The 25,962-nt window shown below is 61.9% G+C and carries 21 protein-coding genes; 13 read left to right on the forward strand and 8 right to left on the reverse strand.

The window, feature by feature from the left end:
- Nucleotides 1-118: 118 nt before the first annotated feature.
- The gene (locus SOP97_RS04020; RefSeq protein WP_322948289.1) at nt 119-721 is read right to left on the reverse strand and encodes a nitroreductase family protein; all 603 of its coding nucleotides are present in this window, start codon (nt 719-721) and stop codon (nt 119-121) included.
- Nucleotides 722-884: 163 nt separating this feature from the next.
- On the opposite strand from SOP97_RS04020, the gene SOP97_RS04025 reads away from it, so the two are divergent.
- The 6 genes from SOP97_RS04025 to SOP97_RS04050 all read left to right on the forward strand — a co-directional run bounded on the left by SOP97_RS04025 (nt 885) and on the right by SOP97_RS04050 (nt 6,180).
- Nucleotides 885-1,823, forward strand: coding sequence for a class I SAM-dependent methyltransferase (locus tag SOP97_RS04025; RefSeq protein ID WP_322948290.1), 939 nt, complete (start codon nt 885-887; stop codon nt 1,821-1,823).
- 67 nt (nt 1,824-1,890) lie between these two features.
- Nucleotides 1,891-2,544 carry a DUF3313 domain-containing protein gene (locus SOP97_RS04030; protein ID WP_322948291.1) on the forward strand — a complete coding sequence of 218 codons (654 nt, stop codon included), beginning with the start codon at nt 1,891-1,893 and terminating at the stop codon, nt 2,542-2,544.
- 179 nt (nt 2,545-2,723) lie between these two features.
- Nucleotides 2,724-3,869: an MlaE family ABC transporter permease gene (locus SOP97_RS04035; protein WP_322948292.1), complete on the forward strand. Its 1,146-nt coding sequence runs from the start codon at nt 2,724-2,726 to the stop codon at nt 3,867-3,869.
- The gene (locus SOP97_RS04040; protein ID WP_322948293.1) at nt 3,866-4,654 is read left to right on the forward strand and encodes an ABC transporter ATP-binding protein; all 789 of its coding nucleotides are present in this window, start codon (nt 3,866-3,868) and stop codon (nt 4,652-4,654) included. The genes SOP97_RS04035 and SOP97_RS04040 overlap by 4 nt, the downstream gene beginning before the upstream one ends.
- Nucleotides 4,655-5,572: an MlaD family protein gene (locus SOP97_RS04045; RefSeq protein WP_322948294.1), complete on the forward strand. Its 918-nt coding sequence runs from the start codon at nt 4,655-4,657 to the stop codon at nt 5,570-5,572.
- Nucleotides 5,569-6,180, forward strand: a complete 612-nt coding sequence (locus SOP97_RS04050) for an ABC-type transport auxiliary lipoprotein family protein (RefSeq protein ID WP_322948295.1) — start codon at nt 5,569-5,571, stop codon at nt 6,178-6,180. Before SOP97_RS04045 ends, SOP97_RS04050 begins: the two co-directional genes overlap by 4 nt.
- Before the next feature lie 55 nt (nt 6,181-6,235).
- Here SOP97_RS04050 and SOP97_RS04055 read toward each other — a convergent pair whose 3' ends face one another.
- From SOP97_RS04055 to hslO, 3 genes are all read right to left on the reverse strand, one after another.
- Nucleotides 6,236-8,164 carry a RecQ family ATP-dependent DNA helicase gene (locus SOP97_RS04055; RefSeq protein ID WP_322948296.1) on the reverse strand — a complete coding sequence of 643 codons (1,929 nt, stop codon included), beginning with the start codon at nt 8,162-8,164 and terminating at the stop codon, nt 6,236-6,238.
- A gap of 746 nt (nt 8,165-8,910) precedes the next feature.
- Nucleotides 8,911-10,452 carry a phosphoenolpyruvate carboxykinase gene (locus tag SOP97_RS04060; protein ID WP_274087083.1) on the reverse strand — a complete coding sequence of 514 codons (1,542 nt, stop codon included), beginning with the start codon at nt 10,450-10,452 and terminating at the stop codon, nt 8,911-8,913.
- Nucleotides 10,453-10,611: 159 nt separating this feature from the next.
- Nucleotides 10,612-11,499 (reverse strand): Hsp33 family molecular chaperone HslO, encoded by an 888-nt coding sequence (gene hslO / locus SOP97_RS04065; RefSeq protein WP_322948297.1) that lies wholly within the window; start codon nt 11,497-11,499, stop codon nt 10,612-10,614.
- A 216-nt stretch (nt 11,500-11,715) separates the two neighbouring features.
- On the opposite strand from hslO, the gene SOP97_RS04070 reads away from it, so the two are divergent.
- On the forward strand, nt 11,716-12,510 hold the full coding sequence (locus tag SOP97_RS04070) for a phosphatase PAP2 family protein (protein ID WP_322948298.1): 795 nt from the start codon (nt 11,716-11,718) through the stop codon (nt 12,508-12,510).
- A 41-nt stretch (nt 12,511-12,551) separates the two neighbouring features.
- Here the strand turns inward: SOP97_RS04070 and SOP97_RS04075 are convergent, their stop codons facing one another.
- Complete coding sequence (locus SOP97_RS04075; protein WP_322948299.1) at nt 12,552-12,947, reverse strand: RNA-binding S4 domain-containing protein; 396 nt, start codon at nt 12,945-12,947, stop codon at nt 12,552-12,554.
- 98 nt (nt 12,948-13,045) lie between these two features.
- Between SOP97_RS04075 and rimB the strand changes: the two genes are divergently transcribed.
- Together rimB and rimK are read left to right on the forward strand one after the other, a co-directional pair.
- Entirely contained in the window at nt 13,046-13,513 is a 468-nt protein-coding gene (gene rimB / locus SOP97_RS04080) for a retropepsin-like aspartic endopeptidase RimB (RefSeq protein ID WP_322948300.1), read from the forward strand.
- Complete coding sequence (gene rimK, locus SOP97_RS04085; RefSeq protein WP_274087079.1) at nt 13,510-14,415, forward strand: 30S ribosomal protein S6--L-glutamate ligase; 906 nt, start codon at nt 13,510-13,512, stop codon at nt 14,413-14,415. The genes rimB and rimK overlap by 4 nt, the downstream gene beginning before the upstream one ends.
- 87 nt (nt 14,416-14,502) lie before the next feature.
- On the opposite strand, the gene SOP97_RS04090 is transcribed toward rimK, so the two are convergent.
- From SOP97_RS04090 to ompR, 3 genes are all read right to left on the reverse strand, one after another.
- Nucleotides 14,503-18,279: a bifunctional diguanylate cyclase/phosphodiesterase gene (locus tag SOP97_RS04090; RefSeq protein WP_322948301.1), complete on the reverse strand. Its 3,777-nt coding sequence runs from the start codon at nt 18,277-18,279 to the stop codon at nt 14,503-14,505.
- Between the two features lie 152 nt (nt 18,280-18,431).
- On the reverse strand, nt 18,432-19,745 hold the full coding sequence (locus SOP97_RS04095; protein WP_274087077.1) for an ATP-binding protein: 1,314 nt from the start codon (nt 19,743-19,745) through the stop codon (nt 18,432-18,434).
- A 121-nt stretch (nt 19,746-19,866) separates the two neighbouring features.
- The gene (gene ompR / locus SOP97_RS04100; protein WP_274087076.1) at nt 19,867-20,601 is read right to left on the reverse strand and encodes an osmolarity response regulator transcription factor OmpR; all 735 of its coding nucleotides are present in this window, start codon (nt 20,599-20,601) and stop codon (nt 19,867-19,869) included.
- Between the two features lie 225 nt (nt 20,602-20,826).
- Here ompR and SOP97_RS04105 point away from each other — a divergent pair, with 225 nt between their 5' ends.
- The 4 genes from SOP97_RS04105 to rmf all read left to right on the forward strand — a co-directional run bounded on the left by SOP97_RS04105 (nt 20,827) and on the right by rmf (nt 25,685).
- Complete coding sequence (locus SOP97_RS04105) at nt 20,827-23,151, forward strand: Tex family protein (protein ID WP_322948302.1); 2,325 nt, start codon at nt 20,827-20,829, stop codon at nt 23,149-23,151.
- Nucleotides 23,148-23,534, forward strand: coding sequence for a PaaI family thioesterase (locus SOP97_RS04110; protein WP_274087074.1), 387 nt, complete (start codon nt 23,148-23,150; stop codon nt 23,532-23,534). The genes SOP97_RS04105 and SOP97_RS04110 overlap by 4 nt, the downstream gene beginning before the upstream one ends.
- A gap of 203 nt (nt 23,535-23,737) precedes the next feature.
- On the forward strand, nt 23,738-25,318 hold the full coding sequence (gene gshA / locus SOP97_RS04115) for a glutamate--cysteine ligase (RefSeq protein ID WP_322948303.1): 1,581 nt from the start codon (nt 23,738-23,740) through the stop codon (nt 25,316-25,318).
- A 157-nt stretch (nt 25,319-25,475) separates the two neighbouring features.
- Nucleotides 25,476-25,685: a ribosome modulation factor gene (rmf, locus tag SOP97_RS04120; RefSeq protein WP_322948304.1), complete on the forward strand. Its 210-nt coding sequence runs from the start codon at nt 25,476-25,478 to the stop codon at nt 25,683-25,685.
- Nucleotides 25,686-25,962 lie beyond the last annotated feature (277 nt).

Here is a 25,962-nt window from a genome sequence, read left to right on the forward strand (position 1 = left end):
TGCCAGCCCGTCGTGCTTGCCAGAGTCACCTCAAGCAGCGCTTTTGTCACCCCATCTTTCGGCTGTGCATAACCGAGGCGGCGCCCGCTAATGAGTGAAGCGTGAGCGCCAATAGCGATTAGAAGCTGTTACGCAGCACCACCTCGTTAAACGGCAGCTTGCCGATGCGTGGTTTCGGCTCGATGGTTTTCTTGCCGACCGCGACCATCAAGGCAATCACATGATTGGCCGGCAGGTTGATCAGCTTGGCCACGGCATCGAAATCGAAACCATCCATCGGGCAGGAGTCCAGGCCCTTGCCACGCGCGGCCAGCATCAGTGTTTGTGCCAGCAAGCCACAACTGCGCATGGTTTCGTCACGCTGCACCTGCGGTTTGTCGCGGTAATAGGTGTCGATAGCACCGCTCATATAGGCCTGCACCTCCTCGGGTGCACCTTCCCAGACGCGGCCGACATTTTGCTCCCAGCTATCAACTTGGGCACAGACCACCACCAACATCGAGGCATCGGTCACCTGCGCTTGACCCCAGGCCACTTCACGCAGCTGCTGACGCAGGGCCGGGTCGCTGACCTCGACCAGGCGCACATGTTGCAGGTTGAACGCCGATGGCGCATGCAGCGCCAGTTGCAGCAGTTCGTCCTTCTCGGCGTTGCTGAGGGTAAATGCCGGGTCATAGCCTTTGACGGCGCGGCGGCTGCGGATGGCTTCATCGATATGCATGGAGGAGTACCTTCAACGTGGCTCGGAAAGCGCTCATGCTAGGCAGCTGTCATGGCGAATACCAAACGCCTTTACCGATAACATTCATCGACAACAACGATCCCCACGCACGAGCAGGTCGGCTGCCTGTAAAATCGTCGCCTTCTTAGACCGACCGCACGCCATGACTCCCGACGCCCTAGCCACCCTGCACCAGCACCTGCTCATCGCCCTGGACCCTGCGCCCGAGGAAACCCGCCGCCTGTTTCACGGCCGCGGGCGCTGTTGGCCGGGGCTGGAGCAGGTCACGGTGGATTGGCTGCAAGGCGTGCTGCTGGTCGCCCTGTTCAAACCGCTGGGCGATGCCGAACTGCAGGCGCTGCAAGCCATGCTGCTAGACCTCAGCCAGAGCCCGGCCTGGCAACAGAGCGGCGCACACAGCCTCTTACTCCAGCAGCGCTACCTGCCCGAAAGCCCAACCCAGTGGCTGCTCGGTGAGCCGGTTGAACACTGGGATATCTGCGAGCACGGCCTGAAATATCGCCTCGATCTGGGCCGCAAGCAGAACACCGGGCTGTTTCTCGACATGCGCTACGGCCGCCAGTGGGTGCAGGCACACGCGGCGGGCAAACGCGTGCTCAACCTGTTCGCCTACACCTGCGGTTTCTCCGTTGCGGCGCTGGCCGGTGGTGCCGCACACGTGGTCAACCTAGACATGGCCAAGGCGGCGCTCAGCCGTGGCCGCGACAATCACCGGCTGAACCAGCATGACCTCAGCCAGGTAGTGTTTCTGGGGCATGACCTGTTCAAGTCCTGGGGCAAGGTGGCCAAATACGGCCCCTACGACCTGATCATCATCGACCCACCGTCGTTTCAGCGCGGCAGCTTCGTGCTCAGCAAAGACTACCCAAAAGTCCTGCGCCGTCTGCCCGAACTGCTCAACGCCCATGGCAAAGTGCTGGCCTGCAGCAACGAGCCGGAGATCGGCCCCGACTACCTGATCCAAGCCATGGCCAGCGAGGCCCCTGAGCTGCGTTTTGACGAGCGCCTGAGTAACCCACCGGAGTTCCCAGACAGTCAGCCGGACAGTGCGCTAAAGGCCTTGGTGTTCCACAAAACCTAGGGCCTGCAGTGGAGACGGCTGAGGGCTGGTCTACAGTTAGGCAACCCGCCCTTATGAGATCACCGCAATGATGCTCAAAACCCTCGGCCTTGCCTTGTCCGCCAGCGTGTTACTGGCCGGTTGCGCCAGCAACACCCCAGCCCCCTCGCAATATTCAGGCTTTCTCAGCGACTACTCACAACTGCAACCCACGCAGTCGCCCAGCGGCGCGACGGTGATGCGCTGGGTTGCGCCCGACTTCCAACTCGCTAATTACAGCTCGGTACTGGTAGAAAAACCGCTGTTCTACCCCGCCCCTACACCCAGCGCGCAGGTCAGCCAGCAAACCTTGAATGACATCGCCAACTACCTGCAGCAAGCCATACGCCTTGAATTGGCAGGGCGGATGCGAATTGTCGAGCAGGCCGATCGGGACACCCTGGTACTGCGCAGCGCAATCACCGCGGTGAACCTCTCACCGGAAGGGCTCAAGGTTTATGAAGTGATCCCTGTTGCCCTGGTTGCTGCGGCCGCCAGCACCGCAGCCGGCACGCGCGACCTGAACACGGAAGTTTATGTTGAGCTGGAAGCCATCGATGGCAGCAATAGCAAGCCGATGGTCCGCGTGGTGCGCAAAGGCCATGGCCTGCAGCTGGAGAACGACAGCACCCAGCTGCGCCTCGATGACATCACCCCGGCGCTGGATACCTGGGCCAAAGACGCCCGCGATTTCAAACGCTGAATCCCGCCGCTGCAGCCAACGGCTGCAGCACTTCTCCTGGGCCGCAATGGCCCCTCATCCACCGTGCGCTGATAACCATCTCGCGGGGCGCCGATCAATCGGCCCCGGCGAACCCGCGTGATCATGCAAGCCCCTCGTGAATATGGGCGCAATACCCGCGACAAGGTTAAGCTGTGCCCATGAGCACAGCCCCCTATATCACCCCGCTTGAACCCAACCGCACGGATGCGCCCTCAGGCTTGCGCATCGGTGGCGACTGGACGTTGGCACATTACGCCCACCTGGAAGCTAACGTGCTGCAGCTGCAGGGCACCCTGCACAGCGCGGCCAGCATTGACCTGCAAGACCTGGGCGCGCTGGATACCGCCGGTGCCGCGTTGCTGGTGGAATTACTCGGCAGCCAGCGCCTGGCCCAGCTGGCCAAGGATGCACCGGGCCTGGCCAGCGAACGCCGCGCCTTGCTGCAAGCGGTGGGCAGCGCCATTGCCGAGGCCGGTGATGCCGTGCCGGGCAAACACATACCCGCTTGGCGCGAGTTTTTCGGGCAGATCGGCCAAGCCTTGGCAGAGCTCTGGCAGCAAGGTGTCGCGCTACTGGGCTTTATCGGCCTGACCCTGGCGGCGATGGCCTCCATCGTCCTGCGCCCCGGCCGCTGGCGCATCACCTCGCTGGTCGCCCACTTGCAGCAGAGCGGCCTGAATGCCGTGCCCATCGTCACCCTGCTGACCTTTCTGGTCGGTGCGGTGGTGGCCTTTCTCGGCGCCACGGTGCTCGCCGATTTTGGTGCGAGCATCTACACGGTCGACCTGGTGGCGTTCTCCTTCCTGCGTGAATTTGGCGTGCTGCTCACCGCCATCCTGATGGCCGGGCGCACCGCCAGCGCCTTTACCGCGCAAATCGGCTCGATGAAGGCCAACGAGGAAATCGACGCCATCCGCACCCTGGGCTTGAGCCCCATGGAGCTGCTGGTACTGCCGCGGGTGTTTGCCCTGCTGATCGCCCTGCCGATTCTGACCTTTATCGCCATGCTCAGCGGCATCCTCGGTGGCGCGGTGGTCTGCGCCCTGAGCCTGGACATTTCCCCGGCCATGTACCTGGCCATGCTGCAGGAAAACATCGCCCTCAAACATTTCTTGGTCGGTATGGCCAAAGCGCCGCTATTCGCCTTCTTGATTGCGGTGATCGGCTGCCTGGAAGGCTTCAAGGTCACGGGCAGCGCGCAGTCGGTGGGCGAACGCACCACCTCCAGCGTGGTCCAGTCGATCTTCGTGGTGATCGTGCTCGATGCCCTAGCCGCGCTGTTTCTGATGGAGATGGGCTGGTGACGGGCGAAGCGATTATCGAGGTACGCAATCTGGTCAACCGCTTCGGCGCACAGACCGTGCATCAGGACCTGGCGCTGGATCTGTATCGCGGCGAAGTGCTGGGCGTGGTCGGCGGCTCCGGCACCGGCAAGTCAGTGCTGCTGCGCAGTATTCTCGGCCTGCGCCGCGCCAACGCCGGCACGGTGAAAGTATTTGGTGAAGAACTGCTGAGCCTGCCGCCCGAGCGCCGCTCGCAACTGGAACGGCGCTTCGGCGTGCTCTACCAGCGCGGCGCGTTGTTTTCCTCGCTGACGGTGACCGAGAACATCGCCCTGCCGCTGATTGAACATGCCGGCCTCACGCGACCGGCGGCCGAACGCCTGGCCCAGGTCAAACTGGCATTGGTCGGCCTGCCGCGCGAGGCCGGCGGCAAATACCCCACCGAACTGTCCGGCGGCATGATCAAACGCGCCGCGCTGGGCCGCGCACTGGCCTTGGAGCCGGACATCCTGTTTCTCGATGAACCCACCGCCGGGCTCGACCCGATTGGCGCGGCGGCCTTCGATCAACTGATCCTGACCCTGCGTGATGCGCTGGGTCTCAGTGTGTTTCTGGTCACCCATGACCTCGACACGCTCTACACCATCTGTGACCGGGTGGCTGTGCTGGCGGAAAAACGCGTACTGGTGGCCGACCGCCTGGACGTAGTGGCCGCCACCGATAACCCTTGGATTCACGACTATTTTCACGGCCCGCGCGGACGCGCAGCCGAACAGGCGGCCAACGGCGCGCCAGGGAGAAACTGAATGGAACCGCGTGCCCACCACGTGTTAATTGGCCTGTTTGCCGTACTGATGGTTGCCGCTGCGCTGGGCTTTGCCCTGTGGCTGAGCAAAGCCAACTCGGACCAGGACCTGCGCGACTACGATGTGATCTTCAACGAGGCAGTCAGCGGCCTGTCTAAAGGCAGCGTGGTGCAATACAGCGGCATCAAGGTGGGCGACGTGATCAGCCTGCGTCTTGACCCGCAGGATCCGCGCAAGGTCCGCGCACATATCCGGGTCGACGCCAATACCCCGATCAAACAAGACACCCGCGCCCGCCTGTCTATTACTGGCATTACCGGCGCGGCGCTGATCCAGCTGCACGGCGGCAGCCCAGACAGCCCGATACTCGAAAGCCAGGGCAACAAACGCGTGGAAATCATCGCCGACCCCTCGCCGTTGTCGCGCCTGATGGCCAACGGTGAAGACATGCTGATCAGCATCACCCGCCTGCTCGACCGCGCCAATCAACTGTTCTCCCGTGAAAATGTCGGGCGCATTTCGCGCACCCTGGAAAACATCGAGCAAACCAGCGCCAGCGTGGCCGACCAGCGCGACGAGCTGCGCCAGGCCCTGCAACAGATGACCAGCGCCAGCCAGGAAGCCGTCGACCTGATGCGCAACGCCAACCAGCTGCTCAGCGACCAGGGCCGCGAAGCGATGGACAGCGCCAGCCGTCTGATGGCCTCACTGGAGCGCAGCAGCACAACCGTCGAGCAATTGCTGAGCACCAACCGCAGCGCCCTCGACGGCGGCATGCAGGGGGTTGCCGAACTCGGCCCAACCATTATCGAACTGCGCGAAACCCTCAGCAGCCTGCGCGCCTTCGCCCGCCGCCTGGAGGAAGACCCGGCCGGCTACCTGCTGCGCAGCGACACCATCAAGGAGTTTCAACCATGAGTCCTCTTCGCCTGCTCGCAGCCCTGCTGTTGCTTGGCAGCCTGAGTGCCTGCTCGGTGTTACCGAAAAGCCAGGTGTTGAGCACCTACCGCCTGCCTGCCACGAGCCTGCCCAGCCAACCCGCCAGCGCCGACTGGGCCTTACGGGTGAACACGCCGTATAGCAGCCAATTACTCGACAGCACGCGGATTGCCGTCGTGCCGCCAGGTGATCAGATCAGCGCTTACCAGGGTGTACGCTGGAGCGACCGCGCGCCACTGCTGCTGCGCGACCGCCTGGTCGACGCCTTCCGCGATGACGGCCGCCTTAAAGCAGTGAGCAGCGATGAAAGCCGCCTGCAAGCTGACCTGGAACTGGACGGTGACCTGCGCGCCTTTAACAGCGAATACCAAAACGGCCGCCCCGTCGTGCGCATTCTGTTCGAGGCGCGCCTGGTGGACAGCAGCAGCCGGCGCATCCTCGCCAGCCAGCGCTTCGAGGCCAACCAGGCCGCCAGCGATACCTCAGTGCCGGCCGTGGTCAGCGCCTTTGGCCTGGTAGGCGATCAACTGGCGCGCGATGTTCTGCAGTGGACCCTGACTCAGGGACAGGCGGCGCAGCAAAAATGAATGCAATTGCCGCAACGTAGATGTGGATAGAGCGGGCTAGCCGGCCGAATAACGGTTAGCCATTCTGCTCAGCCAACCACGCGCGCACCTCGGCATAGGGATAGTTCTCCAGCGCCGCAAAGCCGCCCAGCTGGCGCGCCTTGAGCTTGGTAAACAGCGGTACGCTGATACCGCAGAGAAAGCGCGTCAGGCACTCGGCGCTCGGCTCGCGGCCTTTGAGCTCCTGATATTTGCGCACAAAACTGTCGCATAGCCCGTGTACATCCTGTTCAGCCAGAGGCGGCAAGGCCGGCGGCGTGGGCAGGTGGGCCACCTGCCCACGGCATACCGAACAATGCCCGCACTGCTGCGGCGCATTGGCATCACCAAAGTACGCCGCCAAACGCTGGCTCAGGCACTGCTCGCTGGCAAACAGCGCGAGCATGGCGTGAATCCGGCGAATCTCACTGGCCTCCTGCTGGCTGAAATAACCGTGCAATTCGGCGCTCAGTGAGGCCGGATCAAACGCGGGGTCAAGCAAGGCGTAGACCTCGGTCATCTGCTTGCTTTCCAGCTCGATCCAGCCCTTTTCCTGAAAGTAATCCAGCGCCTTGATCACCCGGCCGCGCTCGGCTTGGTGCTGCCCGTAGAGCTGGTCGAAATCCACCGTACACCAGGTGCGCGCGCGTTGTGAGGTGCTGATCAGCGCTTCAACAAACTGCCGCCGCTCGCCGTCGAACTTCTCCAGCAGTGCCTCAGGCTCCAGCAGGTATTTGAAGCGGTATTCGGCGAAATAGGCGTAGCGCGGCGCGATGATGCCACGCAGCTCCAACTGCACCAGCAGGGTTTTCAGCGGCAGTTGGCGGATATTGCTCTGCTCGGACAGCTGATTGAGCATCAGCTCCCATTCGCCGTTCTGGCTACTGCCCAGCAGCTCATCGAGCACGCAACGAATGCCCTCCAGCTCAGGCGTATCACCGTAAACAAAGTTCTCCAGCACGTTGAGGCTGTCTCGATTGGCCAGCACCAGGCAATCCGAAGGCTGACCGTCACGCCCGGCGCGGCCGATTTCCTGGCTGTAGTTCTCGATGGATTTGGGCAGGTCAAAGTGCACCACATTGCGGATGTCACTCTTGTCGATGCCCATGCCGAAGGCGATGGTGGCAACGATGCAGTTGATCTGCCCGGCCATAAACTGGCGTTGTATCGCCTCACGCGCCTCATGCGGCATGCCCGCGTGGTAGGCGCTGGCGGCAATGCCGCGCTGGCTCAGGCGCGCAGCCACTTGCTCGGCAGTTTTTTGCTGAGTGACGTAGACGATGCTCGGCTGCCCGGCCTTGACCCCCAGCCACTGCTGCAAACGCTGCTGTTTATCGGCACCACTGACCGGCTCGACCAGCAGATTGAGGTTGGCGCGGTAGAAACCGGTGGTGACCACATCATCCGCCGCAATGGCGAACTTCTTCTGCATATCGGCAATCACCGGTGGCGTGGCCGTGGCGGTGAGCAGTAGCACCTGCGGTATGCCGAACTGGCGCTGGTAGTCCGGCAGCTTGAGGTAATCCGGGCGGAAGTTATGCCCCCACTCGGAGATGCAGTGAGCCTCGTCGATCACCAAAAGGGAAATCGGCACCTGGGCGATAAAGTTGCGGAAGCGCTCATTCTTCAGCCGTTCAACCGAGATCATCAGAATCTTCAGCTCGCCGGATTTCGCCTTAGCCATGACCTCAGAGGCCTGCTCGCGGCTTTGCGCCGAGTCGATACTGGCGGCGCTGATGCCACGGCCATGCAGAAACGCCAGCTGGTCCTGCATCAACGCCAACAAGGGCGAGACCACCAGGGTCAGGTGCGGCAGGTGCAGCGCCGGCAGCTGGTAGCACAACGATTTACCTGAACCGGTGGGGAAAATCGCCGCCGCCGAACGCCCCGCCAGCACCGCAGTCACCACCCGTTCTTGGCCTGGGCGCAGCTGTTGAAAGCCAAATACGCGTTCGAGGGTACTCATAGCGGTTACTCCATTGACCGCAACGGCGGTAAACAACAATTAAGACCTACAGGACATTGCGCTATTACCAATCCAACTAATGCCGCCGGCATTGCTGGGTTACATTGAATGCATATAGGCAAAGAAAGGGGACGAGTATGCAGGTATCTGGTTTCAACGGCAGCTTGCCGGTTACCAACTAGATCGCTCATCAGGACCAAATGGCCGCACACATCACTCCACCAACACGGAGTGGCGCCCGCAGATGGCGGGCTGATGGGAACAACGGTTGGTAGCCTGCCTGTTCGCCGTGAGCTGTGCCGACCGAAGGCTAACGCTGCCATACAACTCGAAAGCCCCAGCGCTGCCTGTGACACATCGACACCTATCTGGCGCTAGCCAGCCATGCACAAGTCGACAGCCACAGGGTATACGCACTGGAAATGGCCTGAGTTGCCAACCCGTTAAGCCTGAGGCCCGAAGCAACTACATAGCCACACTGAGGCCGTGAAGAGCGGCCGCCCGAGCAAGATGCACTGCACCGTTAGACCACGTGCTTAATCTGCTTACAGATACGCACAAAAAGCCACCTCAAGGTGGCTTTTCCGTTTTTATTGCCGCGACAAAAAATTGGAGGGGCTTTAGCCGCGACGACTCCTCAGATCGAAAGCTCGCCGCTAAAGCACCTCCCACAGGTTATCGCTGTGATTGCCCGAAATAAAAAAACCGCCGGTGAAGGCGGTTTTTTTCAACGTACGAGCAACAGCTTAGAGCTGTGGACCCGCGTTGCGGATGGCATCGGACACGTCGAACTTTTTAAAGTTCTCGATGAACAAGCCCGCCAGCCCTTTAGCGGCTTCGTCGTAGGCGTTCTGGTCTGCCCAGGTGTTGCGTGGGTTGAGCAGGTTTGTTTCAACACCTGGCACCGACTTCGGCACGCTCAGGTTGATGATCGGCAACTGCTCGGTTTCAGTACCGATCAGCGCACCGCTTTGAATTGCGGCGATCACGCCACGGGTGGTCGGGATGTTGAAACGCTTGCCAACCCCGTAGCCACCGCCGGTCCAGCCGGTGTTGACCAGATAGACCTTGGAACCAAAGCCGCGGATGCGCTTGATCAGCAATTCTGCGTATTCGCCGGCTGGACGCGGGAAGAACGGTGCGCCGAAGCAGGTGGAGAAGGTCGACTTGATACCGCTGCCGCTGCCCATTTCGGTGGAACCGACCAGCGCGGTGTAACCGGAGAGGAAGTGATAAGCCGCTTGCTCTTCGTTGAGGATCGACACGGGCGGAAGCACGCCGGTCAGGTCGCAAGTCAGGAAGATCACCGCATTCGGCTCACCACCGAGGTTCTTCTCGCTACGCTTTTCAACGTGGGTCAGCGGGTAAGCGGCGCGGCTGTTCTGCGTCAAGCTGTCGTCGGCGTAGTTCGGTACGCGGTTCTCGTCGAGCACGACGTTTTCCAGTACGGCGCCAAACTGGATAGCTTTCCAGATAACCGGCTCGTTCTTCTCGGACAGGTCGATGCACTTGGCATAGCAACCGCCTTCGATGTTGAACACCACGCCCACGCCCCAGCCGTGCTCGTCGTCACCGATCAGGTAACGGCTCGGGTCAGCCGACAGGGTGGTCTTGCCGGTGCCGGACAGGCCGAAGAACAGGGTCACGTCGCCTTCTTCACCGATGTTGGCGGCGCAATGCATCGGCAGTACGTCGGCGTCTGGCAGCAGGAAGTTCTGCACGCTGAACATGGCCTTCTTCATCTCGCCGGCGTAACGCATGCCTGCGATCAGAACTTTTTTGGCGGCAAAGTTGATGATCACGCAACCATCGGAGTTAGTGCCGTCACGCTCTGGCACGCACTCGAAGTTGGCCACGTTGAGCACTTGCCACTCATCTTTGCCCGCCGGGTTGAACGACTCGGGGTTGATGAACAGGCAGCGGCCGAACAGGTTCTGCCACGCCGTCGCGGTGGTCATCTTGACCGGCAAGTAGTGTGCCTCGGCAGAACCTACATGCACGTGGGAGACGAAACTGTCCTGGGCATCGGAGAACGCCTGAACGCGATCCCACAGGGCGTCGAACTTGTCGGCCGGGAACGGACGGTTGATCGCGCCCCAGGCGATTTTCGCCTCGGTGCTCGGCTCTTGCACGATGAAGCGGTCAGCCGGCGAACGACCAGTGCGATGGCCAGTGCGAACAACCAGCGAGCCATTAGCGGCCAGCTCGCCTTCACCGCGACGAAGGGCTTCTTCGACCAGTTGGGCGGCGCTGATGTCGGTGTGCACGGCGGTGTTGGCTTGCGTCATGTGGGTCCCCGTCGGCCACGCGGCCGAGTCTTCCAAACGTTTTGTAGTAGAAAGTGGAGCACTACTACAGCGAAAAAAGTGCGCCGGATTATGCCAGAAAAGCAGGTTGCAAGTGCAGCCTCTGATCAGATCACCGCGGCGCAGTGTGCAGTCATGGGTTTAGTGGCGCGTATCCGACGGTGCTTCACTGCTGCCGTCGAGAAACAGCTGCAGCACATCGGCGGCATCGAACAGGTAACGCTCGTTGCAGAACTGGCAGTCGATTTCCACGCTGCCGCCATGCTCCTGCACCAGTGCTTCGGCATCTTCCTGGCCGAGGCTGACCAGCGCACGACTGGAACGCTCACGCGAGCAGCTGCAGCGAAATTGCAGCGCGCGCGGGTCAAAGAGGCGCAGTGCTTCCTGGTGATACAGGCGGTGCAGCAGGGTTTCGTTATCCAGGCCAAGCAGCTCTTCAGTTTTCACGGTATCAGCCAAAGCCAGGGCGTGCTGCCAGCTGGCTTCGCGCTCATCATCGTCCTTCAGGCGGTCGGCCGGCAGCTGCTGCAGCAGCAAACCACGCGCACACTGACCATCGGCACTGAGCCAAAACCGCGTGGATAACTGCTCGGAGGTGTTGAAGTAGTTGGTCAGGCAGTCGGCCAGGGTGTCACCCTCAAGATCGACGATACCCTGATAACGCTGTCCGGCCTTCGGGTCGACGGTTATGGCCAACACACCGTCGGGCATCAACTCACGCAAGCTGGCATCGGCACCGATCTGCTCAGCGTTATAGCGCGCAATACCGCGCAACTCGCCCTCGCTGGAGCACTCCACCATCAACAGCGGCACCGCACCGGAGGAACGCGCCTGCAGAATCAGCAGCCCCTCAAATTTTAGTGTGCCAATCAGCAGGGAGGCGGCAGCAAGCAGCTCACCCAGCAGTTGGGCGACCGGTTGCGGGTAGGCGTGCTTGGCCAGGACGTGGCTGTAGCTGTCGGTCAAGCCAACCAGCTCACCACGGATATCGCTGTCGTCGAACAAGAAGCGTTGGGAAAAATCAGACATGCCAATTTCACTGAATGTGACTCGGCCGGCAATTTTAGGCGCAAACGCCCGCCCGACCAAGCGCCTCTTATCTATCAGCCTGGCGGGTAAAGGCTATCGATAGCCACGCGCATCACAGTTAGCGGCCAAAAACGGCCTGAAGCTTTGCAATTAATGGGTTGAATCCCTAGCATGCGCGCCGCCTTAAAGCCCTTCAGATGACAAGGATGCCACTGCATGAACCCCACCTTTTTAAATGATCAATGGCGCACGCGGCCATTAATCGCCTGCCATATTGTCGCCCTGCTCCTGCTCGCCAGCTGGGTCTGGGCACCCAGCCGTGCGCTGTGGGATCAGTTTGATCTGCAACTGTTTGCCCTGCTCAATCAGCCCGTGCATGCAGCCGGCCTGTGGGCAAAAACCTGGGCGATCGGCAGCATGCGTCCGGTCGATATGGGAGTTGGCGTGCTGATGCTGGCCGTGATGCTCAAGGCCGACCTGGTATTCAGTGGCGCCCAAGTGCGCAAAGCGCTGTATGCCTTCCTGGCGACACTGACCCTCATGCTGCTGTTTCGCGTTGGCTTCGCCGAACTGGTCAAACTGATGGGTTGGCAGCGCCCGAGTGCATCTTTGGTGGTCGAAGGCGCCGCGCGGCTGACCGAGCTGTTCCCAGGATGGGAAGAGCGCTGGGACCTGAAAGACAGTGCCACCCGCAGCTTTCCTGGCGATCACGCTTCGGTGCTGTTGATCTGGGCCATGTTTCTGAGCTTTTTTGCGCGCAACGGGCGCTTGCTACTGATCTGGGCAATGGCCGTGATCTTTATGCTGCCACGCCTGGTGGCCGGCGCACATTGGGGCTCAGACGCGCTGGTGGGCGGTGTCTTTCTCGCACTGCTGGGCTTGGCCTGGGCCTGTTTTACGCCCTTCGCTTACAAAGCCAGCGAATGGCTGGAGCGGGCGACCTTGCCGCTGACACGCGTGCTCAGCCAGCTGCCGTTGATCGGCCGCCTAAGCGTTATCAGCGGACGCTAGCCTGAACGGCGCGGCGGCGTGCTTTAAGCCTGCGCCGCGCCTTACTCCTGATTATCGTGAAACTGATGCAGCTGCCGCCGCTGCTTCTTGCTCGGCCGACCATCCGTTTGCATGCCTAAGGCGCCGGCCTTGCGCTGCGCCGCCGCCTGTTCGCGGCGCTCAATACTGTCAGGAGTTTCGGCGTACAGGGTTTGCGCTTCCGGCGCGCCGCGACGCACCACCGACAGTGCCTGCACGACCACGCTGCGCTCATCAAAACCGTTGCGAATCACGTAGACATCACCGACTTTCGGCTCTTTACCCGGTTTGCAGCGCTCGCCGCGGTGATGCACCTTGCCGCCCTCGATGGCGGCCTTGGCCAAGGCGCGGGTCTTGAAGAAGCGCGCGGCCCAAAGCCATTTATCCAGGCGCACCTTGTCGTCATGTTTATCGCTCATCGAATCCTCACTGTTCACCCGGTGCAGGCGGACATTTTGCCTGATGCAGTTGTCATAAGGGCCAACTAGAATGCCCGCAAATATGATGGATGGGCCCTTTGAAGACATTTGACCAACTGGCGGTGATCGGCCTGCGCGAATGGATCAACCTGCCGCAACTGGGCATGGTCGGCCTGCGCGCCAAGATTGACACCGGCGCGAGCACCTCTTGCCTGCATGCCAGCGATATCCAGCCATTCGACCGGGGTGGCGAACCCTGGGTGCGTTTTACCGCGCACATTGGCACCCTGGTGCAACGTCGGCACCGCTGCGAAGCGCAGCTGGTATCGGTGAAGACCATCAAAAGCTCCAACGGCCACAGCCAATCACGCTACGTGATCCGCACCCACCTGACCCTGGGCGAGCGTGAATGGCCGGTAGAATTCACCCTGACTTGCCGCAAAACCATGCGCTACCGCGTGCTGCTCGGTTCCAAAGCCCTGATAGACGGGCAGTTGCTGGTCAATCCGGCGCTGACCTACGTACAAAACAAACCCACCCTTGCTGACTCCCCTGGTGCCCAATGAAGATCGCTGTGCTGTCGCGCAACCCGCGCTTGTATTCCACCCGCCGCCTGGTCGAAGCCGGGCAAGCACGGGGGCACGAGATGGTAGTGATCGACACCCTACGCGCCTACATGAACATCGCCAGCCACAAGCCGCAGATCCACTACCGTGGCAAGCCGCTGGAAGGCTTCGATGCGGTGATTCCGCGCATCGGCGCATCGGTCACCTTCTATGGCTGCGCGGTGTTGCGCCAGTTCGAGATGATGGGGGTATTCCCGCTCAATGAATCGGTGGCCATCGCCCGCTCGCGCGACAAGTTGCGCTCACTGCAGCTGCTGTCACGCCGTGGTATTGGCCTGCCGGTGACGGGTTTCGCTCACTCACCGGATGACATCGCCGACTTGATCGACATGGTTAACGGCGCGCCGTTGGTGATCAAGGTGCTGGAAGGCACCCAGGGCATCGGCGTGGTGCTGTGTGAAACGGCCACCGCTGCCGAGTCGGTGATCGAGGCCTTTATGGGCCTGAAGCAGGACATCATGGTGCAGGAGTACATCAAGGAAGCCGGCGGCGCCGACATCCGCTGTTTCGTCGTTGGCGACAAGGTCATCGCGGCGATGAAGCGCCAGGCCAAGCCCGGCGAGTTCCGCTCCAACCTGCACCGCGGCGGCAGCGCGAGCTTGATCAAAATCACCCCGGAAGAGCGCATGACCGCGATCCGTGCGGCCAAGGTCATGGGTTTGAGCGTGGCCGGTGTGGATATTCTGCGCTCCAACCACGGGCCGCTGGTGATGGAGGTGAACTCGTCGCCCGGTATGGAAGGCATTGAAACCATCACCGGCAAAGACGTGGCCGGCATCATCATTCAGTACATCGAGAAGAACGGTGGCCCGCACCTAACCCGCACCAAGGGCAAGGGGTGAGCCGGATATAGGCGAAGCCCGGCCAAGGATGGCCGGGCCGGTATTACAGATCACTACTGGACGCGGCTGGGAGGCCGAAACGCATACTCAAGCCGATAGTGGGTGCCGCGCCACCCAAGCCAGAAAATCCGCCTCCCGCAACGGCCGGCTAAAGTAATAACCCTGCCCCAGCGCGCAGCCAAGCTCGCGCAGGCAGTCGAGCTGAGCCTGGCTTTCGATGCCTTCGGCGATACATTCCAGACCCAGGTTGCGGGCGATCACCAGAATGGTCTGCACCAGCATGAGGCCGCTACCATCTTCGCCGTCCATGTCCCAAGTAAAGCTGCGGTCGATTTTTAGACGGTCCAGCGGCAACCGCTTGAGGTACGTCAGCGAGGAATAGCCGGTGCCGAAGTCATCAATGGCAAACCGCACCCCCAATGCCTTGAGCGCCTGCATATTGCTGATGCACTGCTCAACCTCTTCCAGCAACACGCCTTCGGTGATCTCCAGTTCCAGTGCCGCAGCCGGCACCTTGTGCCGCTGTAAACACTCACTGACGCGTGCCACGCAACTGCGCTGGCGCAACTCGCGCGGGCTGAGGTTGACTGCCAACACCAGCTGCGGCCACTGCGGTAGCCAGCGCGCCAGGGCGGCGCACGCCTGTTCAAGGACCCAGTCGCCCAATTCCTCGATCAACCCGGTTTCTTCCGCCAGCGGGATAAAGTCGCCGGGCAGAATTTCGCCACGCTCCGGATGCACCCAGCGCAGCAGCACTTCGGCGCCGGTAATCTGCCCGGTGGCCAGGCTGAGCTGGGGCTGAAACACCAGGAACAGTTGGTCACGCTGCACCGCTTGGCGCAGATCGCTCTGCAGTTGTAGGCGCTGATCGATGGCGGCCTGCATCTCAGGAGCAAAGAAGTGCAAGGCATTGCGCCCGCCCTGCTTCGCTTGGTACATGGCGGTATCCGCCTGCTTCAGCACATCGGCGGCCGCCTGGCGACCAAAAGGATGCAGAGCAATACCGATACTGGCGCTGATCGACAGCTCATGGCCGTCAATCCAACAGGCGCCGACCAGGCTTTTCAGCAGCTTTTCCGCTGTGCTCGCCGCCGCTTCGGCGGCCAATCGTGGGTTGCTGTCGAGCCCTTCAAGCAACACCACAAACTCGTCGCCGCCCATCCGCGCCAAGGTGTCTTCGGTACGTAAACCACTGGCCAGGCGCACCGAAACCTCACGTAACAGGCCATCACCCACCAGATGCCCCAGGCTGTCGTTAACGGTTTTGAAGTGGTCGAGGTCGATAAACAGCAGCGCGCCCAACGTCCCCTCACGCTGCTCGCGGTCCATCGCGTGCTGCAACCGATCAAGCAGCAAGCGCCGGTTGGGCAGACCGGTCAGTTCGTCACTGAAGGCCAGCCGCTCGATCTCACGCTGATAGCGCTGGCGGTCGGAAATATCGCTGATGCTGCAGCGAATCATTGGCGGATCACCGGGCATCTGCACCAGGCGGACCTCGCAGGGGATTTGCCGGCCCTTGCTGTCGCGGTGCAGCCAATCGAATACCGGGGTCTCGCCCGCCATCGCTCGCTGCAGGTAAACCTGGCCGAGTTCAGCGCTCATCTGGCCATTCGCCTGTTTATTCGGGCTCAGGTCAAACACGTGTTTGCTGGCGATCTCGGTGCGGGAGTAACGCAACAGACGCAGGGCATTGTCGTTGCACTCGACAAAGCTGCCACTCAGGTCGTACAGCATGATCGCCTCTGGCGCATTTTCGACGATGGTGCGGTAGCGCGCCTCGGCCTGCAGGCGCTGGCTGATGTCCTCGACCAGCAGCAGGAACATGCGCACCCGGCCATTACTGTGGCGCACCGCACGCAGGCTCACCCGTGTGTGCACCAGGCTGTCGTCGGCGCGACGGAAGCGTTTTTCCAGCTCGAAGCCTTCACGGCTGCCGCTGAGCACCTGATCGAGCAGCGGTTGCTCGACCAGCAGATCGTCTTCCAGTGACAGCTCGCGCCAGCTACACGCCAACACTTGCTCACGACTGCGCCCAAGAATGCTGCAGAGCTTGTGATTGACCTCTTCCCAGGCAAGGCTCGGCCCGGCCAATGCCATGCCGATTAGCGGCGCCTCAAAGAACAGCTGCAGACGCTCATCACGTTCGTGCAGCTGCTGTTCGGCGTATTTGCGCGCGCTGACGTCTTGCAGAGCGCCATAGACCCTCACCAGCTCGGCGCCGTCGCGCTCGGATATGCCCCGAATACGCAGCCAGCGGGTTTTACCCGTGGCCGTTAACAGCCGTGCTTCGAAGTCAAACAGCTCAAGCCCGCCAATTAATTGCTGCAGTGTCTGCTCGGCCAGCAAGCGTCCACTGGCATCCAGATAGCTCAAGGCACCGTCCAAGTCCGGGGTACCGTTTTTGGGGTCAAGCTCATAGATCCGAAAGCAACCGGCACTCCAATCCATGCTTTTGTCGGCCACATTCAGTACCCAGCCGCCGAGGTTGGCAATGTGCTCGGTCTGGCTGAACAGATGACTCTGTTTGAGCAGCTCATCACTCTGCACGCGGACCTGGGTGGCCAGGTGCTCGCGGGCTGTGACATCGCTTTGCAGGGCGACAAAGTGGCTGATGCCCTGCTCATCACGCATCGGCGAGAGGGTAATTTCATTGCAGAACAACTGGCCATTTTTGCGGTAGTTGCGCAGCACCACATCGCAGCCGACGCCCTCGCGTACTGCCTGCTGCAAGCGATTGAAACCTTGTTGCTGCTGGTCATCACGGAGCAGGAAATGCCAACTATTGCCCAGCGTCTCATCGCGGCTGTAGCCGGTAATCTGCGTAAAGGCGGGGTTGCAGTAGATCAACGGCAGCTCAGGCTGACGGGCATCGGCAATGATTACGCCCAGCGGGCTGGCCTCCAGCGCCAAATTGGCCAGCGCCAACTGTTGCTGCATCTGCGCGCTGCGCGCCAATGCTTGGCGCAGATCACTCAGGCTGCGCCCCACCAACAGCGTGGCGAGCATAAACAGCAACACACTGATGTGCAGTTCCAGGCGCTGCGGATCAAGCCAGGCGGCCGCATCAGCAAAGCCGCGCAGCAACGGTAGGATCAAGATCATCAACACGCTGAGCACCGCGCCGCAGATGCTGCCAGCAAAGCCCCAGACCAGCGCTAGCGCCAGCATCATCACGCCAACCAGCGGCAAATTCAGAGTCAGTGGCAGCAACCCGAGCAACCAGGGCATGCCGGCCAAAAGCACTAACAACAAAGGCCAAGGCGGCAAATGGCGCAGCACCTCAGGCACCTGCTGGCAACCGTTCAACACAGGCGCGGCCAACCAACCGCGGCGGCGCACCCACGGCGTTAGATAAGCCAGCAACGGAATGCTGATGGCTAACGCATTCAGGCTATCGGCCAACCACAAGGTCACAATGCCCCTCGGCACGTCCGCCCAGGCTACATAGCCGTGCAGCCAGAGGTTGCCTTGCACGCCGAGCACCATGGGCAGAACGGGCAACAGGACGCCAAGCGCGACAAACCGCAGCAGATGGCTGAGGTCAGGCAACGCCGGATCAAACGGTCGCAGGCGTAACAATGCCCACGCCAACGCCACGCCGAGGGTTTCCGGCAAGGCATACAAGGGGGCCCATTGCCATTCCAAGTCCCAGAGCGGAATGGACAACATGGCATTGAGGTACACCGCCAGCAACACCCGCGGACCCCACCACAGGGCGAAGACCAGGGCCAGGGCAAACGGCGGATACCAAAATGCCGCGCCTTCAGTGAACTGAGTCGCCAGGGACAGCCAGGTGGCCAGATGGAGCAGTGGCAGCGGCAGCAACCAAGTCCAGAGGGGAAGTCGGTGTGGAACTGCAGGCATGCTGACCTCAAGTCATGACGCTGATAAAACAGAGCTCAGCCTAACAGGGTCAGCATGCCAAGGGGTTTTCGTCGGAACGCTTTAACCTTTCGCGTGGTTTAACCCACCGCTTACGCCACTACGCCGCCAGGCCGCGTGGCGTAAACCGGTGATTACACCGCATCGCGCGGCAGCAATAGCCCCAGGGGCAGGCAGACCCGCGCCTCCAGCCCGCCGCCTGAGCGGTTACGCAGTTCAACACTGCCGCCATGCAGCGCGGCGATGCGTTTGACGATGGCCAGCCCCAACCCCGCACCTTGGCCGCCACGGGCGCGGTCGCCACGGATAAAGGGGTTGATGATGTTACCCAGCTCGGCCGGATCAATCCCCTGGCCGCGATCGAGCACACTGAGCACCACATAGGGCGCGCTGTGGTCGCCCGACAGGGAAACCGCCACCTCCACCGCATTACCACCGTAGCGCAGGGCGTTTTCGATCAGGTTGACCAGCAGGCGCTTGAGCGACACCCGGCGCAACGGGAAGGCCGGCACCGGTTCCAGACACAGGCGCACGCGTTGCTGCTTCTGGTTATATGGCGCGACGACTTCACGGATCAGCTCAAGCAAGTCGAGTTGTTCCAGCGGCTCGTCACGGCCGTCGCGGATAAAGGCGAGGAACTGGTCGAGAATCGCGTCCATGTCCTCGATGTCGCGCACCATGTCCTCGGTCAGCTCCGAGTCGGTGTGCAAAAACTCCATGGACAGGCGCAGGCGGGTCAGTGGCGTACGCAGGTCATGCGACACCCCGGCGAGCATAAGCTCACGCTCGCGGGCCGCCTGCTCGACGTCTTCAGCCATCTGGTTAAAGGCGCGGTAGACCTCGGTCATCTCGCTCGGCGTATCACTGACGGGCAGGCGTACGCTGCGGCCCTTACCGATCTGCCGGGCGGCAAATACCAGGCGCTTGAGCGGCGCACTGAGCTGGCGCACGAAAATCCAGGCCGCTGCCGTCGACAGCAAACCAATGGCCAGGAACCAGCCGAGCACGCTCCAGATCCGCTGGCCGCGCAACGGGTGCGGATACAACGGCACACGCAGCCAGTCGTCCCCCAGCGCCGGGGCGTGCACCCACAGCGCCGGCGGGCTCTTGGCGCTAACATGCACCTCGGTCTCCGGCCCCAGCTCGGTCTGCATCTGGCGCTGAAAAATCTCGCTGTAGGGCCAATGCTGCTCGTTGGCCGGCACCTGCTCGTGCGGCACCCGTTTGAGCCCGGCCGCCTCGGCGATGGTGGCGCGGTCTTCCGGGTCTGCCGCCCAGTAGGCGCGCAGGGTCAGCGCCGCGCCGTGGCTGTACTGACGGTCCACCAGCACGTCCTCGTTCATCATCAGATAAACCAGGGTCAGCGCCTTGGAGAACAGCACCACGATCAGCACCAGCCACAACGTGCGGGCGAAGAAGCTTTGCGGGAACCAGAGAGGGGTTTTCATTTAAATGCCGTGTACCGATCGCCAATGTGGCGAGAGAGACTGCGGGGCGGATCGCGCCTTATCGATCCGCCGGGCAGAAGTCATGCTAGGTGAATGAAAAGTCATTCACCCAGCTGGCTGGTTACTTGTTGCCGTCTGGAACGAATACATACCCCACACCCCAGACCGTCTGGATATAGCGCGGCTTGGACGGATCGGGTTCGATCAAGCGGCGCAGACGGGAAATCTGCACGTCGATGGAGCGCTCCAGTGCATCCCATTCGCGGCCACGGGCCAGGTTCATCAGCTTGTCGCGGGTCAGCGGCTCACGGGCGTGCTGCACCAGTGCTTTGAGCACGGCGAACTCACCAGTGGTGAGCATGTGCACCTCGTCGCCCTTTTTCAGCTCGCGGGTGGCCAGGGACAGCTCGTACTCGCCGAAGCTCACACTTTCGTCTTCGCTGCCCGGTGCGCCCGGTACTACCGGGGCCTGACGACGCAGCACGGCCTTGATCCGCGCCAGCAGCTCGCGCGGGTTGAACGGCTTGGCCAAGTAGTCATCAGCGCCCAGCTCCAGCCCCTGAATCCGGCTGGCTTCATCGCCCTTGGCGGTGAGCATGATGATCGGCACCTGATTATTCGCTTCGCGCAGGCGCTTGCAGGCGGACAAACCATCCTCACCCGGCAGCATCAGGTCCAGCACCACCAGCTGGAACAGTTCGCGGGCCAGCAGACGATCCATCTGCTCGACGTTCTCCACCGCGCGCACACGGTAGCCCTGCTCGTCGAAGAAACGCTCAAGCAAGCGGCGCAGGCGGGCGTCGTCATCGACGATAAGGATTTTTTCGCCTTCAACAGGAAGTGCAGTGCTGCTCATTCAGGGCTCCTTGACCAGGCTTCCGCCGGGCGCGGACGCGCTGGCAGTTTGCAAGTGCCAGCATTATGGCTCAGGAGCCGCAGCCGACGTGTAGCCCATTGTTAGCAGATTTTTCCCCGTGCGGTTCCCGGCGCGCTGCTGGGCAGTGTTTATAATGCGCGGCTTTCGTGCCTGGCCCGTGGTCTGCGTGGCCGGTTTTTCGTTTCAGTGTGGGTAGCTTTTTATATGCTCAGCATCAACAACCGCATCGCCGAAGAACTGGGCGTACGCCCACAACAGGTCGCCGCCGCCGTGGCGCTGCTCGATGAAGGCTCCACCGTGCCGTTTATCGCGCGCTACCGTAAAGAGGTCACCGGCAGCCTGGATGACACCCAGTTGCGCAACCTGGAAGAGCGCCTGCGCTACCTGCGTGAACTCGACGACCGCCGCGCCAGCATCCTCGCCAGCATCGAGGAACAGGGCAAGCTGACCCCGGAATTGACCCGAGAAATCAACCTGGCCGAAACCAAGACCCGCCTGGAAGACTTGTACCTGCCGTTCAAGCAGAAGCGCCGCACCAAGGGCCAGATCGCCCTGGAAGCCGGCCTCGGCGAACTGGCCGACGCACTGTTCAACGACCCGACGCTGACGCCGGAAAGCGAAGCCGAACGTTTTATCGATGCGGAAAAAGGCTTTGCCGACATCAAGGCCGTGCTCGAAGGCGCCAAATACATCCTCATGGAGCGCTTCGCCGAGGATGCCAACCTGCTGGCCAGCCTGCGCAGCTACCTCAAGGACAACGCCATCCTCAGCGCCCGCGTAGTCGCCGGTAAAGAGAACGAAGGCGCCAAGTTCCGCGATTACTTCGAGCACGACGAGAAGCTCAAGGGCGCACCGTCACACCGCGCCCTGGCGATTTTCCGTGGCCGTAATGAAGGCATTTTGAGCGCCAGCCTGAAAGTCGGCGACGAGCTGCCCGGCAGCATGCACCCGTGCGAAGGCATGATCGGCGAGCGCTTCGGCATCAGCGCCCGTGGCCGCGCCGCGGACAAGTGGCTGGGCGAAGTGGTGCGCTGGACCTGGAAGGTCAAGCTCTACACCCACCTGGAAACTGACCTGTTCGGCGAACTGCGCGAAGGTGCCGAGGACGAGGCGATCAACGTTTTCGCCCGCAACCTGCACGACCTGCTGCTGGCCGCCCCGGCTGGCCCGCGCGCCACCCTGGCGCTCGATCCGGGCCTGCGCACCGGCTGCAAGGTGGCGGTGGTCGACGCCACCGGCAAAGTGCTGGAAACCTCCACGGTGTACCCGCACGCGCCACGTAATGACTGGGATGGCACCCTGGCGATCCTCGCCAAGCTGTGCGCCAAACACGCCGTCGACCTGATTTCCATCGGCAACGGCACCGCCAGCCGCGAGACCGACAAGCTGGCGACCGACCTGATCAAGAAACTGCCGGGCCTGAACCTGACCAAGGTCATGGTCAGTGAAGCCGGCGCCTCGGTGTACTCGGCGTCCGAGTTGGCCGCCAAAGAATTTCCGGACATGGACGTGTCGCTGCGCGGCGCCGTGTCCATCGCCCGCCGCCTGCAAGACCCGCTGGCGGAATTGGTGAAGATCGACCCGAAATCCATTGGTGTTGGCCAATACCAGCACGACGTATCGCAGCTCAAGCTGGCCCGCTCGCTGGATGCGGTGGTGGAGGACTGCGTAAACGCCGTCGGAGTGGATGTGAACACCGCCTCCGCCGCCCTGCTGGCACGCATCTCCGGCCTCAACACCACGCTGGCGCAGAATATCGTCGCCTTCCGCGACGCCAACGGCGCGTTCAACAGCCGCGCCGAGCTGCTCAAGGTGCCGCGCCTGGGCGACAAGACCTTCGAACAGGCCGCGGGCTTCCTGCGTGTAATGAACGGCAGCAACCCGCTGGATGCGTCCGCCGTACACCCAGAAACCTACCCGCTGGTGCAGCGCATCGCTGCCGACACCGGCCGCGATATCCGCTCGCTGATCGGCGACGCGGGCTTCCTCAAGCGCCTCGACCCGAAGTCGTTTACTGACGATAAGTTCGGCCTGGTGACCATCGGCGATATCTTGAGCGAGCTGGAAAAACCCGGTCGCGACCCGCGTCCGGAGTTCAAAACCGCTGAGTTTCAGGAAGGCGTGGAAACCCTCAACGACCTCAAACTGGGGATGATGCTCGAAGGCGTAGTCACCAACGTGACCAACTTCGGCGCCTTCGTCGATATCGGCGTGCACCAGGACGGCCTGGTGCACATCAGCGCGCTGTCGGAGAAGTTCATCAAAGACCCACACGAAGCGGTCAAAGCCGGCGACGTGGTCAAGGTCAAGGTGATGGAAGTCGACATTCCGCGCAACCGCATCGCCCTGTCCATGCGCATGGGCGACACCCCCGGCGAGAAAGTCGAAGGCCCGCGTGGCGGCGCTCGTGGCGGCAAGCCAGCCGGCAATGCGCCGCGTAGCGAGCGTCATTCCAGCCAGGACAAACCGGCCCCCGCCAGCGGCGGTATGGCCGCCCTATTCGCCAATGCCAAGCAGTTGAAGAAATGAACGAAACTACTTCGACCGGCGCCAGCAGCGCCTTCTCCCGCCTGCTCGGCCTGGATATTCTCCAGGTCGGTGGCGGCGAAGCGCGCGTGCGCCTGACCCTCACCAATGACCTGCGTAACCTGCACGGCAAGCTGCATGGCGGCGCGCTGTTCTCTCTGATTGATACCGCAATGGGCCAAGCCAGCCATAGCCTGGGCGACGGTGGCCCCAGCAGTGTCACGCTGGAGTGCAAGATCAACTACATCCGCCCGGTGGCCGACGGCAGCGTGCTGTGCCATGCCAAAGTGCTGCACGCCGGTCGTCGCACCCAGGTGGTCGAAGCCGAGGTCTGGCAGGAAGACAAGCTGATCGCCAAGGCGCAAGGCACCTTCGCCTGTATCTGAGCCCTCGCTGCACGATGCATAGCGGCGGTTCGCCACGGTTATGCTGGGCAGCCGGGAACGCTAAGGCCGGGGCGCAGACGCTCCGGCTAATCGGCCTCAGAACACGGTGGCGTGAACATCACCCACTTGAAGAGTGCGCAACCGCACCCCATATTGTTGCGATTGCCCCATTTTTTGCGGCGTCTGCCAGCTAGGAAAATACCTTGAGCGATCTTCTTTCCCGCCGCATGACCCTCCTGGCTGAGCCGGCCAATCTCTCCCTACTCTCTAAGTGCCTACACGGTATCGAGCGCGAATGCCTGCGCATTGATGGCGACGGCCAGCTCGCGCTGACTCCGCACCCAGCGACGCTCGGCTCGGCGCTGACGCACACACAGATCACCACCGACTATTCCGAATCGTTGCTGGAGTTCATTACCCCGGCCGAAGCGGACCCAGCGGCGACCCTGGCAGACCTGGAGCAGATCCACCGCTTCGCCTACAGCAAGCTCGACGGCGAATACCTGTGGAGCGCGTCGATGCCCTGCGCCCTGCCGGACGAAGAAACGATCCCCATCGCGCGTTACGGCCACTCGAATATCGGCGAACTGAAGTACGTGTACCGCAAAGGTTTGGCACTGCGTTATGGCAAGACCATGCAGTGCATCGCCGGCATCCATTACAACTTCTCCCTGCCGGATGCGCTGTGGCAGCGGCTACAACAGGCCGAAGGCGATACGCGCAGCGCGCAGGATTACCAATCGGCCCGCTATATCGCGTTAATCCGTAATTTCCGCCGCTACAGCTGGTTATTGATGTACCTGTTCGGCGCCTCACCGGCCCTGCACAAAGGTTTTATGCGCGGTAACCCGCATCAGCTGCAGGAGCTGGATGACGAAACCCTGTACCTGCCCTATGCCACCAGCCTGCGCATGAGCGACCTGGGCTACCAGAGCAGTGCGCAGGCCGGCCTGACGCCGTGCTACAACGACCTGCACAGCTATACCGACAGCCTGCGGCAAGCCGTCGGCACACCCTACCCGCCCTACGTGGAGATCGGCGCGAAGCAGGATGGCGAGTGGCTGCAACTCAACACTCATATCCTGCAGATCGAAAACGAGTACTACTCGAACATCCGCCCCAAGCGCGTGACCGATAGCGGCGAGCGGCCGATCCAGGCGCTGGTGGCGCGTGGCGTGCAATATGTCGAAGTGCGCTGCCTGGACATCAACCCCTTCCTGCCGTTGGGTATCGACCTGACAGAGTCGCGCTTCCTCGATGCCTTCTTGTTGTTCTGTGCCCTGCAAGACAGCCCGTTGCTGGAAAGTGACGAGTGCCATGCCTGCACCGACAACTTCCTCAGTGTGGTTAAGGAAGGCCGCCTCCCAGGCCTGCAACTGCAGCGCAACGGCCAGCCGGTGGCGCTACAGAGCTGGGCCAGCGAACTGCTGGAGCAGATTCTGCCGCTGGCCGAGCTGCTCGACCAAAATCTGGGCAGCAACGCTCACAGCCAAGCGTTGCAAGCGCAACAGGCCAAAGTCGCCGACCCCAGCCTGACGCCGTCTGCGCAGGTGCTCGCGCAGCTGCAACAGGGCCTGAGCTTTAGCGAGTTTGCCTTGCGCCAAAGCAAGCAGCACGCCGAGTACTTCCGCAGCCAGCCGCTGAGCGCTGAACAGCAAGCGGCCTTCGAAGCCCGCGCCGCGCAATCACTGCAGGACCAAGCCGAGCTGGAAGCCCAGAACGAAGGCGACTTCGACAGTTTTGCCGCGGCCTATCAAGCCAGCATCCTCGCGCCGACAAACTAGCCCGCGGCCATGACGACACGCTGACCGGCCTGCCGCCAGCGTTTCGCCAACTGCATCACATAAGCTGCCAGCGGTGGCAAAAGCAGGATCGGCGGCACAGTCGCGCCGGCGTGATACGACTAGCATTAGCCAGGTCAATTCACTGCGAGCTGCCACCATGGGCTGCACCGATCTCAACACGGAAGATGACCAGCACTGGAGCCTGGAAAGCCTCAACAAGGCGTACCAACAGGGCTATATGGCAGGGCTGACCGGGCAAACCAATGCCCCCCGCGCACTCGCCGCCGAGGTGCTGATCGCCGCCTGGGAAGCGGGCTGGGATGACGGCCACGAACAGTTCGAGCTGCATAAACGCCACAGCGCCTGAGCGTCCCGCCACCACACACCCGCACTTCACACGCCCCGCAACGCCCGCCCCTGCGCCCGCAATCCTTCGCAATCACACGAACGCTCAGCGGCGCTGCCGCACTGGCTTATCTCGATTTTTATTCGGCATAAAACCCTTAAAAAGTGATCAGCTGCATTAATCACACTTTTAAAGTCGATTTTTATCGGCTATAAATAGCTCGCCAGCCACAGTGCCTCGCCGCGCGCTATTTCGCCGCCGCCAGCCTGCGCTCGCGTCAGATAAAAGTCCCAACGGC

The sequence above is a fragment of the Pseudomonas spirodelae genome, from assembly GCF_034653255.1.
GTDB lineage: Bacteria > Pseudomonadota > Gammaproteobacteria > Pseudomonadales > Pseudomonadaceae > Aquipseudomonas > Aquipseudomonas spirodelae.